Here is an 11,749-nt window from a genome sequence, read left to right as displayed (position 1 = left end):
CTCAGCCCCGGACCCCGGCCGTCTCCGCGGCCGGGACCTCCGACGTGGCTCCGCCGTCCCCGCCGCCGGACTCTCCGTCCCCGCCGGCGAGCACCGACCGCACGGCCCCGAGCAGGGTCGCCGCCACGGCCGGCGCCGCGGCGACCTCCTCGGGGCGCGTCACCGGGGTGGCGACGAGCACGCTGCGCGCCCCGGCCGCCTGGGCCGCCTCGACGTCGGCGCCGATGTCCCCGATCAGCACGCACTGCGAGGGGTCGACCCCGAGCTCCTCGGCCGCGGCGAGGACCATGCCCGGCCGCGGCTTGCGGCACGCGCAGTTCCCCTCGGGGGCGTGCGGGCACAGCTGCCAGGACCCGAAGGGGCCCAGCAGCTCCGCCACGCGGGCGTTGACGGCGTCCACCTGCGCCCGGGTGAGCAGTCCCCGGCCGATGCCGGACTGGTTGGAGACCACGCCCACGGCCAGGCCCGCGGCGCGCACGGCGGCCACGGCCGCCGCCGCGCCGGGGACGAGCTCCACCTTCGCGGGGTCGCCGTTGTAGGGCACGTCGTGGACGAGGGTGCCGTCGCGGTCGAAGAGCACGGCCCGCACGGGCACGGGCCAGGGCCCGGTGTCCCGGTGCCGCCACCAGCCGCGCACGCGGTGGCGCACGGCCGCCGCGGGGATCGTCACGCTCGTGCGGACCATCCGGGACAGCTCGGGGACGAACTCGGGATCGCCGGGACGGGGTCCCGGGGCCACGCGCAAAGCGACGAAACGGGCGGTGAGCCAGGTCCACGCCGCCGCGCCCGCGCCGGCCGCCACGAGGGCGCCGCGGGCCGCCGGACGGTGGCCGAGGGCCGCGGCACCCAGGGCGGTCCCGGCGCCGGCGGCGGCCGTGCCCAGGGCGGCGCACGTCGCCACGTGCCACCGGAAACCGCCGGGCGGGGCCTCCGCCACGGCGCGCCAGCCGGGCCCGTGCAGGCGCCGCATGAGGGCGTCGTCGGCGTTGCCGGCCTGCACCCTCAGGCTCACGAGGTCGTCGGCGGGCCGGACCGGGTGGGTGATCCGGCGCTGTCCGCGCACGAGGTTCCAGCCGGCGCGGCGCACGCGCAGGGCGAGGTCGGCGTCCTCGCGGTAGGCCCGCGGGAAGCGCTCGTCGAAGCCGGAGACCGCTTCGAGCGCGACCGTGCGGTAGGCCATGTCCGCCGTGGCCCAGTCCGCGGCCTCCAGCGAGGCGGTGTTGCGCTCCCAGTCGGTGGGCCGGCGGTGGGCCGGCAGCGGCACGTCGATCCGGCCCTGGGTCGCACCGATCTCCGGGCCGCACGCGGCGAGATCGGCGGCCAGGCGCCGGGCCCAGCCCGCGGGCAGCTCGACGTCGTCGTCGAGGAAGACGATCCACTCCGCGCCCGAACGCCGCGCCGCCCGCCAGCCGCGGTTGCGGGCCGCGGCCGGCCCCCTCCCGTGGCCGCGGACCGTCCGCACGCTCCAGGCGACGGTCTCCGGGACGGTCGGCTCCAGCGGAGCCACGTCCCCGCGCCGGTCGTCGACCACGACGACCTCGAGGGGGCCGGGGGCCTGCACGCCGAGGTCCTGGGCGGCGAGGGTGTCCAGCAGCCACTGGAGGGACGGGCGGCCCACGGAGGGGACGACCACGGCCCAGGTCGGCGTCGCGGCGGGATCGGTGTACGTCATCGGGCCTCCTGGAAGAACTGGGCGCGGCGGACGAGGTGCGGGCCGAGCACGAGCGCGGCCACCGGCGCGGAGCCGAACAGCTCGAGGGCGTCGCGCGGGTCGTCGACCATGGGCCGGCCGGCGGTGTTGAGGGACGTGTTCACGACGACGGGCACGCCCGTGCGCTCGTCGAAGGCCCGCAGCAGGGCGGCGATCCCGGCGTTGTCCTCGTCGGTGACGGTCTGGATGCGGGCGGTCCCGTCCACGTGGGTGACCGCGGGGATCCGGTCGCGCCACTCCGGGGCCACGTCGTGGACGAAGAGCATGAAGGGGCTCGGGATCGGCCCGCCGCTGAAGATCTCCGCGGCACGCTCCTCGAGCACCATCGGCGCCACGGGGCGGAACTGCTCCCTGCCCTTGACGTCGTTGAGCCGCTCGAGGTTCTCCGCTCGCAACGGGTTCGCGAGCAGGGACCGGTGACCCAGGGCCCGCGGCCCGAACTCGCTGCGCCCGTCGAACCACGCGACCACCCCGTCCTCGGCGAGGACGTCGGCGACCTCCCCGGCCAGGTCCTCCGGGGTGGTGAAGGGCACCTGTGCCGTGGTCAGCCACCGCGCGAGCTCCTCGTCCGACCAGACGCGGCCCAGGGCAGCGGTGGGCTGCGGCGCGCCGAGCTCTCCCGCCTCCTGGGCCAGGTGCAGGGCGGCGCCCAGCGCGGTGCCGGAGTCGCCGGACGCGGGCTGGACCCAGACCTCCTCGAAGGGGGTCTGGCTCCAGATCCGGGAGTTGGCCACGCAGTTCAGGGCGGTGCCGCCCGCCATCGTCAGCACCCGGTCCCCCGTCCGCCCGTGGAGCCAGGTCGCCAGGTCCACGAGGACCTCCTCCACCACGGCCTGGACCGACGCGGCGAGGTCGGCGTGGTCGCCGCCCCACGTGCCGTCGTCGACCCGGCGCGGGGCGAAGCGGGTCCAGTCCGGTGCCTGGGCGCAGAAGCCGCCGTCGCCCTTGGCCCGCACGATCTCGCGCAGCTCCGGCAGGAAGCGGGGCTTCCCGTAGGAGGCCAGGGCCATGACCTTGAACTCGTCGGAGGAGCGCAGGAAGCCCAGGTGGTCGGTGAGGGACTCGTAGAGCAGGCCCAGGGACTCGGGCAGGGGCTGGCGGTGCAGGATCTCCAGCTCGCCGTCCCGGTAGCGTCCCGCCAGGTGCGAGTGGGCCTCGCCGCGGCCGTCCACCACCAGGACGCTGCTCGTGCGCTGCGGGGCCGCCAGACCGGCGGAGGCGGCGTGCGCCACGTGGTGCTCCACGAAGCGCACCCTCGAACGGTCGAGGCCGGGCAGCGTCTCCGCGAGGAAGCCCGGCGCCCGGCGGGCGTAGTCCACCCGCACCGGGTCGTACGGGTCGTCGGGCATGTGGGCGGCGATCGAGGGGTCGAAGGAGTAGCCCACGCCGTCCAGGTCCTCGGGGCGCAGTCCCGCCTCGTCCAGGCACCAGCGCATGGCCTGCTCCGGCAGCTCCCAGGCGGAGAACGGCACGGGCCGCTTGCCGTGCTTGCGGCGGGAGAAGCGCTCCTCCTCCGCCGCGGCCACCACCGTGCCGTCCACGACGATCGCCGCCGCGGGGTCATGGAAAATCGCGTTGACGCCCAGGAAGTTCATGGTGCGGAGTATTGCACAACTCGATCAGTCTGCTGATGCTGGACGCGGCCCGCTCCAGGCGGGAGGGGGGTCGGGGTGCGCGCACCGGCCCGTGCGGGCGCTCGGCGGCCCGCACGGCGTCCTGCCCGGCGGCCGCCACGGTCGCCCGTCCGGTCGACGGCAGGGAGGCCCGCCCGGCGGCCGGGGCCCCCCGGTTCGCCCGGCCCGTCGCGGTCGCTGCACGGGCAGGACCTGGCCGCCGGCCACGGCCCGGCGGGACGCCTGGCGGTTCCGGGGCCAGCGGACTACGCTCCTGGTACGGGTCGAGCAGACGGCCGCGGAACTCCGTCCTGGAAGGACCCACCTCCATGGAGCCCACCCTGTCCCTCGCCGTCCGGCCCGACCCGGGCCACACCGTGAACGGGCGCTGCAACACCCGCCTGGCCCCCGACCGCGAGTTCCCGGCCGAACTGGCCGCCCTGACCCTCGTGGAGCTGCAGGTGCTGCACAGCAGGATCGTGTGCCAGCTCGAGCACGAGCACCTCGAGCTGCCGGACGGCCCACACCCCGTCACGCGGGACCGGCACGAGGAGATCGTCGTCGAGCTCGGGGCGCGCACGGTCCGCTGACGCCTCGGGGGCCGGGCGGCCCGGATGGTTCAATGGCACCGTGCGCAACGACAACCTGACCCGCAGCGAGGCCGCCGACCGCTCCGAGCTGGTGGACGTGGTGAGCTACGACGTGCTGCTGGACCTCACCACCGCCCCGGACCCGCAGGCCGCCTCGTTCCGGTCCGTGACGACCGTGCGCTTCGCCGCCGAGGAGGGCGCCCAGACGTTCCTGGACTTCATCGCGGAGTCCGTGGAGTCGGTGACGGTCAACGGCCGGGAGCACGACCCGGACGACCTCGTCGAGGGCGCGCGGATCCGGCTGCCGTCGCTGGAGGCCACCAACGAGGTGACCGTGGCCGGGCGCGCGCTGTACTCGCGCTCGGGCGAGGGGATGCACCGCTTCGTCGATCCGGCCGACGGCCGCACCTACCTCTACACCCAGTACGAGCCCGCCGACGCCCGCCGCGTCTTCGCCGACTTCGAGCAGCCCGACCTCAAGGCGTCCTTCCGCTTCACCGTGCTCGCCCCGGCGGGGTGGGAGGTGTCCTCCAACGGTGTGCGCATGGCCACCTCCCCCGCTCCCGACGCCGAGCGTCCCGGTGCGGTGCGGCACGAGTTCTCCGCGACCGAGCGGATCTCCACCTACATCACCACCGTCCTGGCCGGTCCCTACCACCGGGTGGCGGGCGAGTGGCGGCACTCCTTCGAGGACGGCAGCCGGATGTCCGTGCCGCTCGCCCTGTACTGCCGTGCCGCGATGGCCGAGCACCTCGACGCCCGCGAGCTGTTCGACCTCACCCGGCAGGGCCTCACGTTCTTCACCGAGCTGTTCGGCTACCCCTACCCCTTCGGCAAGTACGAGCAGGCCTTCGTGCCCGAGTACAACCTCGGGGCCATGGAGAACCCCGGGCTGGTGACCTTCACCGAGGAGTACCTGTTCCCGGACGGGGCGACCCGCGCCCAGTACCAGGGGCGGGCGAACACCCTGCTGCACGAGATGTCCCACATGTGGTTCGGCGACCTCGTGACCATGTCCTGGTGGGACGACCTGTGGCTCAAGGAGTCCTTCGCCGAGTTCATGGGCGCCCACGCGTCCGTGCAGGCCACGGACTTCGAGGAGGCGTGGATCGCCTTCGCCGACCGCCGCAAGGCCTGGGCCTACCGGCAGGACCAGCTGCCCACGACGCACCCGGTGGTGGCCGACGTCCAGGACCTCGAGGCCGCGCGGCAGAACTTCGACGGCATCACCTACGCCAAGGGCGCGGCCGTGCTCAAGCAGCTCGTGGCGTACGTTGGCTACGGGCCGTTCGTCGACGCCTGCCGAGCCTACTTCCGGCGCCACGCCTACGGGTCCACCACGCTCGAGGACTTCCTGGCCGTGCTCGAGGAGGCCTCCGGGCGGGACGTGCGCGGCTGGGCGGAGTGCTGGCTGTCCACGTCCGGGGTCTCCACCCTCGCCCTGGACCTCGCCCGGGACGACGACGGGGCCGTGACGTTCGCCGCCCTGCTGCAGGAGCCCGGTGACGGCGTGCTGCGTCCCCACCGGCTGCTCCTGGGCGGCTACGAGCGCGGGCCCGGGGACCTTCTCGTGCGCACCGGGACGATCGGGGTGGACCTCCCGGCGGAGTCGAGCGTGGAGGTCCCCGAACTGGTCGGCTCCACCGCCCCGCTGCTGGTGGTGAACGAGGAGGACCTCACCTACGCCAAGACCCGGCTCGACCCGGTCTCGCTCACCACGGCGCTGAGCTCCCTGTCCTCCGTGGAGGACGACATGGCCCGGGCGCAGCTGTGGTCCGGGCTGTGGAACGCCACCCGGGACGCCGAGCTCGACCCGGGGGACTGGGTGGGCGCCGTGCTGGACCACGGCTTCGCGGAGGAGCAGGCCGGGATGTTCGCCAACGCCACCGACCACGCGGTGGAGGCCGTCGAGCGCTTCGCCCCGCCGGCCCGGCGGGACCACCTTCGCGGGCGCCTGCTCGACGCGACCGTGCGCCGGCTGCGCCGGGCCGACCCCGGCAGCGACCGGCAGCTCGCCCTCGCCCGGCTGGCCGCCCGGCTCGCGCGGCGGGACTGCTCCCACTCCGGCTGGCTGCGGGACCTGCTCACCGGCCAGGACACGCTGCCCGGCCTGCCGCTGGGTCCCGAGCTGCGCTGGTCGGTGTGGACCGCCCTCGCGGCGACCTCCCACGGCGCGGACCCGGAGCTCGAGACCGCCCTGGAGCAGGAGCACGCCGCGGACCGGACCCGGACCGGCCAGATCGCCTGGGTCCGCACCAGTGCGGCCCGCCCCACCCCCGAGGCCAAGGCCGCCGCCTGGTCGAGGATCACCGGGGACGAGCTCTCCAACGACCTGCTCAGCGCCACGATCACCGGCTTCCGGCTCGGCCCGCCGGAGCTGCTCGAGCCCTACCGGGAGCCCTACTTCGCGATGCTGCAGGAGGTGTGGGACCGGCGCTCCATCGGCATGGCCACCCGCACGGTGCAGGGTCTCTACCCCTCGGACGCCGACCTCGAACCGGGGCGGGATCCCGGGCACCACCCCGTGCTCGCCCGGACCGACCTGTGGCTGCGCGACCAGTCCGCCGCCCCGGCGGCGCTGCGACGGATCCTGATCGAGGAGCGGGACCACCTGCTGCGCGCGCTCCGTGCGCAGGCCGCGGCCCGTCCCTGACTCCCCACCCCGCGCCGAGTCCCCGCCCCGGCACCGACTCCCCGGGCTCCGCCTGCAGCACTCCGCTGAGCCCCCACCTGCGCGCTCTGCCCCCCAAGCCGCTCGCAATCCCCCCAGCAATGGTTTGGGGGGTTGCGAGCGGCTTGGGGAGACGGCGATGTCGGTGACAGGTATATGGGGAGTCCCCAGGCCCAGGCACGTCTTGCCTGGGGACTCGGCGACGGCATTCACCCGCACCGGGGGACTCGACTGCCGGGGCGGGCGGTCCTGGTGACCCCGCGGAACGAGCCGGGGCAACAAGCGGCCCGGGCAGACAAGCCGGGAGCAACAGGCGGCCGAGCGGGCGGGTGGGCACCGGGTGGCGGCTCAGTCCCTTGCCGGGGGCCGGGAATGGCGAACGCCGCCCCCGGCGGTGCGGGAGCGGCGTCGGACGTGGTGCGGGAGCGGCGTCAGCTCGCTCGGCGGGCGGCGCGGCGGAGCACGCGGTCCACGGCGCGCTGGGCGTCCTCGTTGGACTTGAAGACGCGCCGGTCGAGGCTCTGTCCCAGGGACATCGACGAGTTGCCCATCTGCAGCACGTTCACCTTGGATTCGTTGCGGTGCTCGCGGCGCGGCTGGGGCGCCTGCGGACCGGTCCGGGCGTCATAGGCCATGGTGGATCCTTTCCGTGACTCCTCCAGTGTAGGAGGCGGCCGTCCCGCTGAACAGAGCGCCGCCGCTCACGGGCCGTGCCGCCGGGCCCGGGCCGTGTAGCGGCCGCGGTCCACCGAGCGGCGCACCCACCAGGCGCGGACCACGAGCACGAGGGACAGCGTGTGCAGGGTGCCGAGCAGCGTCCAGTAGGCCGCGGCCGCCCCCGGCTCGAAGGGGACCGACGCGGCCCCGGCGAGCATCAGCATCACGAACGCCTCCAGGTTCAGGGCGTAGCGCAGGGGGCGCAGGACCCGCACGGAGATGTCGTGCTCGGGCTGCCGGTTGATCCAGGACAGCAGCACCGCCACCACGGACATCACGATCGAGGCCGCCGCGGAGGGCACCGCCCAGCCGGGGCCGAGGACGGAGTCCGCGGTCCGGGAGACGACCGCCACGAGCACCAGCACCGCCGTGATGAGACCGACCGCCACGGACGCGAACGCCGCGATCCCCTGACCCGCCGGAAGGATGACCATCTCGCAGGACGCGTCGTCGAAGCGGGAGGTGGGCCGCAGCGCCACGTGCCCGCGCACGGCGCCCGGCCACCGGCGCACGGCCCGGTCCTCGGCGAGCACCCGGTGCTCGGCCCGGGAGGAGCCCGCGCTCCCCCGGCCGGCCTCACGCGAGAGCACCGTGAACTCGTGGAGGCGGACCTCCGCGGGCACGGTCAGTTCGAGGTGGAAACTGCGGCAGGACGCCAGGTCGTGGAGCCCCACCCGGCCCACCCACGGCTTCCAGCAGTGCCGCAGCCGGTCCCCCACGCGCGGTCGCCCGCCCGCGGCGTACTGCTCGTCCATCGCGTACTTGACGACCACGCGCCGCCCGGCGAGCGCCGCCGGCAGCACGAAGGTCAGCAGGAAGCCGCGGGCGAGCTGGTCGGCGACCGTGGTGAACAGGGCGAGGTCCTCGTCCCAGTTCGCGGCGTCCTCCGGGGAGAGGAGGTCGCGGTCGATGAGCTCCTGGACGACGGCACGAAGGTGCTCGCAGTGGGCCCAGAAGCGGTCGAGGGCGTCCTCGACGAGCAGCTCGGGCGCGTGCACGATCGCGGGCACGTGCTCCTCCGCGAGGACGGCCGCCTCGCCGAGGGGAAGCTGCTCGGGGATCAGCCCGCGCAGCAGGAGCTCGGCGAGCGCGCCGTTGTCCTCGGTCGTCAGCACCGGGACCGGGTCGCCCTCGCACACGGCGTCGAAGTGGCGCATCGGCTGCTTGGCCTGGATGGTCGCGGGTACGAGCAGCCGGCCGGCGGGGTCCGTGGGCCAGGGATCGTGGGCGGCGAGGTCGACGTCGAGGGAGACCTTGCGGCGGGTGACTCCGTCGGGGCTCATGACCACCGACTCGACGCGGCGGTGGATCCAGTCGCGGGGGCTCAGGAACAGCGTGCGGAGCACGTCGGCGTCCACGGTCAGGTGCTCGGGCTCGGGTGGGGGAACCTGGCCCTGGGTCATCCGCGCCTCCTCTCCTGGTGCCGGGGCGGCTCTCGTCCCGGGTCGGCCACCGGGGCGGCCTGCGGCCCCGCGGGGACATCATTGCACCAGTCAGCCCGGACACCGTACGGTCCGCAGGTGCGCCGGGCCGCGGCACAATCGTGAGAAGCTATGGACGACTTGATGCCCCAGCTCCATCGAGGGAGACCATGACCGACTACGCGCTCAACGACCGCGGCTCTCTGGAGATCGTCACGGAGAACTTCTACGACACCGAGATCATGCGGGTGTTCGGCGGTCTGTCCTTCGGCAAGCTGCGCACCTGGACGGGCAACGCGGCGCTGGTGCCCGAGCCGGACAATCCGTTCGACCCCCGGACCGTCTCGGTGCGGATCGGGCCGAACAAGATCGGCCACCTGGCGCAGCAGGACGCCCAGCGCTACTGGCCGTACCTGGCGCGGGTCATCGCCTCCGGGTACACCCCGGTGGCGCCGCTGAAGCTGGAGGCCACCGTACTGCGGCAGAACGGCCAGGCGGAGGTGGACGCCTCGGCCCGCCTGTCGATCGCCGCCCCGGACCTGCTGTTCCCGCTCAACACGCCCCCGACGCAGGCCGCGGTGCTGCCCCAGGGCGCGTCCATCAAGGTGCTGGACGAGCAGGAGTTCGCGGAGTACCTGCACAGCGTGGTCCCGGCCGCCGGCGAGGGCCGGGTGATGCTGACCCTGGAGACCAACAAGGTGCGCAACCACCACGGCCAGACCCTGGACATCGTGGACGTGCTCTACGAGCGGCGGCAGGTGGGCCGGCTCTCGACCCAGATGTCGGAGCAGTTCATCCCGGTCATCGACCACGCCTTCCAGCACGAGAGGCTGACCGCCGTGTGGGGCACGATCCGCGGCTCCGCGTTCGAGGTCTCCATGACGATCCAGGCGGCGCGCCCGGAGGAGATCCCGGCCGAGTGGTTCGAGGAGCTGCCCAACGACGTCCCGGAGCTGCTGCCGCCCGCCGAGGAGTACTCCGTGCCGGAGGCCTACGTCCCGGCCGAGGCCGACCGCTCGCGCAACGCGCGCAAGTGGCGCAAGGGCCTGACGGCGACCTCCTCGGCGGCCTCCTCCGCGGCCGGCCCCGGCTCCGAGCGCGCCGGGCACGACGACGACGCGGCCGGCCGGCGTCCCTCCGTGGCGGCACGGGCGACCTCCTTCGTCCGGGTCTCCGCCGCGGTGTGGGCGCTGCTGGCGATGACGATGCTGCTGGGCACGGTGGGCGTCGTCTTCCTGGGCATCGAGCCGCTCGTGAGCGCGCTGTGCTTCATCGTGGCGGTCGCCACCGGGTTCATGTCCTTCTACGTGGCCAGGATGAGCGTGGCCGGCCGATGATCAGCCGGCGCGAACGGTTCCTCCAGATCCTGGAGGTGCTCTCGAAGCACGGGTTCGGATTCGCCCTGGGCGGCATCAAGGAGGAGTGGCGGGCGCCGCTGGCGAAGGTCCGGCTCCTGGACCCGAACAAGCTCCACAGCCAGCCGGTGCACCTGCGCCAGGCCCTGGAGGAGCTGGGCCCCACGTTCGTGAAGCTCGGCCAGCTCGTCTCGACCCGGCCGGACCTGCTGCCGCCGCGGTACGTGCAGGAGCTCACCCGGCTGCAGGACAACTCCCCGCCGGTGCCCCCGGACCTGATCCGGGCGATGATCGAGTCGGAGCCGGACTCCGCGGCGGAGGAGATCCTCGCCGAGATCGAACCCGTCCCGCTCGCCACCGGCTCGATCGGCCAGGCGCACGCGGCGGTCTACCGCGGGGTCGACGTCGTCGTGAAGGTGCGCAGGCCCGGCGTCGTCGAGGAGGTCAACCGGGACCTGGAGATCCTCGCCGAGCTCGCGAAGATCCTCTCGACGTACTGGTCGGCCGTGGAGCACTTCGACCTCGAGGGACTCGCGGAGGAGTTCGCGCAGTCCCTGCGGGAGGAGATGGACTACCTCACCGAGGCCCGCAACGCGCAGCGGATGGCGGAGAACTTCACGGGCGATCCGCGGGTGCACATCCCGCGGATCTTCTGGGAGGCCACGACGTCCCGGATCCTCACCATGGAGCGGGTCCGCGGGATCAAGATCAACGACTACCCGGCGCTGGAGTCCGCCGGTCTCGACCGTCACCTGCTGGCCGTGGACTCGACCGAGGCGATCTGCCGGATGATCTTCGAGCACGGCTTCTTCCACGCCGATCCGCACCCGGGCAACCTCTTCGTGGAGCCCGGCGGGCGGATCGGGATCATCGACTTCGGGATGATGGGCTCCCTGACCGACGACTTCCGGGACCACCTGGTGACCCTGATGCTGGGCGTGGTGCAGGAGAGCCCCCGGCGGGTCGCCGCGGGCCTGCTCGGGCTGACGTCCCAGGAGCAGGACGTCAACAAGAAGGAGCTGGAGCGGGACGTGGGGATCCTGCTGCGCCGCTACTCGAACAAGCCGCTGCACGAGATCCGGGTGGGCCAGTTGATGGGCGACCTGATCGGGCTGCTGCGCCGCTACCGCATGCACCTGCCGCGGGAGTCGGCGCTGTTCCTGCGGATGCTCGTGACGGCCGAGTCGGTGGGCACGGGCCTGGACCCGGAGTTCGACCTGGTCTCCGTCCTGACCCCGTACGCGGAGCGGTTCGTGCTGCACCGGCTCTCCCCCGAGGTCCTCGCCAAGCGGCTGCGGGACATCCTGCAGGACGCCGTGCAGATGGGCGTGGAGGCCCCGGAGTACCTGCGCCGGCTCATCGTGGTCCTGGAGCGCGGCGGATTCGACGTCCACCTGCGCGCCGACGAGTTCGAGCCCCTGCTGCACCGCGGCGAGAAGATCGGCCAGCGGGTCGTCGCGGGCGCCGTGATCGCGGCCTCCATCAACGGCATGGCCCACATCATCGCCTCCGACCCGGACCGGTGGCGCCGCTACCACACCCCGCTCCTCGCCGGCGGGGTCACCACCGTCGGCACGCTCGCCGGGTACATCGCGCTCTCCACGAACGTGCCGAAGGTCCGGCGCCTGGCGCGGACCGTCCGCATGCGCCGGACCTTCTGAACCGCCGGGC

Annotated in this window: 8 protein-coding genes; 4 read left to right on the top strand and 4 right to left on the bottom strand. The window is 73.9% G+C overall.

The genetic code is table 11. From position 1 onward, the window contains the following. Position 1: 1 nt before the first annotated feature. Together ACH9EU_RS05540 and ACH9EU_RS05535 are read right to left on the bottom strand one after the other, a co-directional pair. On the bottom strand, positions 2–1,672 hold the full coding sequence (locus ACH9EU_RS05540) for an HAD-IIIA family hydrolase (protein ID WP_396412945.1): 1,671 nt from the start codon (positions 1,670–1,672) through the stop codon (positions 2–4). After that, positions 1,669–3,306: a carbamoyltransferase C-terminal domain-containing protein gene (locus tag ACH9EU_RS05535; RefSeq protein WP_396412944.1), complete on the bottom strand. Its 1,638-nt coding sequence runs from the start codon at positions 3,304–3,306 to the stop codon at positions 1,669–1,671. The genes ACH9EU_RS05540 and ACH9EU_RS05535 overlap by 4 nt, the downstream gene beginning before the upstream one ends. A gap of 347 nt (positions 3,307–3,653) precedes the next feature. On the opposite strand from ACH9EU_RS05535, the gene ACH9EU_RS05530 reads away from it, so the two are divergent. Continuing rightward, a complete protein-coding gene (locus ACH9EU_RS05530) occupies positions 3,654–3,914 on the top strand; it encodes a hypothetical protein (protein ID WP_396412943.1) in 261 nt (86 codons plus the stop codon). Positions 3,915–3,954: 40 nt separating this feature from the next. After that, positions 3,955–6,567, top strand: coding sequence for an aminopeptidase N (pepN, locus tag ACH9EU_RS05525; protein ID WP_396412942.1), 2,613 nt, complete (start codon positions 3,955–3,957; stop codon positions 6,565–6,567). 449 nt (positions 6,568–7,016) lie between these two features. Here pepN and ACH9EU_RS05520 read toward each other — a convergent pair whose 3' ends face one another. Together ACH9EU_RS05520 and ACH9EU_RS05515 are read right to left on the bottom strand one after the other, a co-directional pair. Next, complete coding sequence (locus ACH9EU_RS05520; RefSeq protein WP_396412941.1) at positions 7,017–7,220, bottom strand: hypothetical protein; 204 nt, start codon at positions 7,218–7,220, stop codon at positions 7,017–7,019. A gap of 66 nt (positions 7,221–7,286) precedes the next feature. After that, positions 7,287–8,705, bottom strand: a complete 1,419-nt coding sequence (locus ACH9EU_RS05515) for a hypothetical protein (protein WP_396412940.1) — start codon at positions 8,703–8,705, stop codon at positions 7,287–7,289. Between the two features lie 188 nt (positions 8,706–8,893). On the opposite strand from ACH9EU_RS05515, the gene ACH9EU_RS05510 reads away from it, so the two are divergent. After that, on the top strand, positions 8,894–10,060 hold the full coding sequence (locus ACH9EU_RS05510; RefSeq protein ID WP_396412939.1) for a hypothetical protein: 1,167 nt from the start codon (positions 8,894–8,896) through the stop codon (positions 10,058–10,060). Beyond that, positions 10,057–11,739, top strand: coding sequence for an AarF/UbiB family protein (locus ACH9EU_RS05505; RefSeq protein WP_396412938.1), 1,683 nt, complete (start codon positions 10,057–10,059; stop codon positions 11,737–11,739). The genes ACH9EU_RS05510 and ACH9EU_RS05505 overlap by 4 nt, the downstream gene beginning before the upstream one ends. Positions 11,740–11,749 lie beyond the last annotated feature (10 nt).

The sequence above is a fragment of the Kocuria rhizosphaerae genome (genome assembly GCF_044462265.1).
GTDB lineage: Bacteria > Actinomycetota > Actinomycetes > Actinomycetales > Micrococcaceae > Kocuria > Kocuria rhizosphaerae.
This window is presented reverse-complemented; position numbering and strand designations above follow the sequence as displayed.

Bases quoted from the DNA above. Each gene is read 5' to 3' on its own strand.
- ACH9EU_RS05520 (WP_396412941.1), bottom strand. From the start codon at position 7,220: ATGGCCTATGACGCCCGGACCGGTCCGCAGGCGCCCCAGCCGCGCCGC.
- ACH9EU_RS05540 (WP_396412945.1), bottom strand. From the start codon at position 1,672: ATGACGTACACCGATCCCGCCGCGACGCCGACCTGGGCCGTGGTCGTC.
- ACH9EU_RS05505 (WP_396412938.1), top strand. From the start codon at position 10,057: ATGATCAGCCGGCGCGAACGGTTCCTCCAGATCCTGGAGGTGCTCTCG.
- ACH9EU_RS05535 (WP_396412944.1), bottom strand. From the start codon at position 3,306: ATGAACTTCCTGGGCGTCAACGCGATTTTCCATGACCCCGCGGCGGCG.
- ACH9EU_RS05510 (WP_396412939.1), top strand. From the start codon at position 8,894: ATGACCGACTACGCGCTCAACGACCGCGGCTCTCTGGAGATCGTCACG.
- ACH9EU_RS05530 (WP_396412943.1), top strand. From the start codon at position 3,654: ATGGAGCCCACCCTGTCCCTCGCCGTCCGGCCCGACCCGGGCCACACC.
- ACH9EU_RS05515 (WP_396412940.1), bottom strand. From the start codon at position 8,705: ATGACCCAGGGCCAGGTTCCCCCACCCGAGCCCGAGCACCTGACCGTG.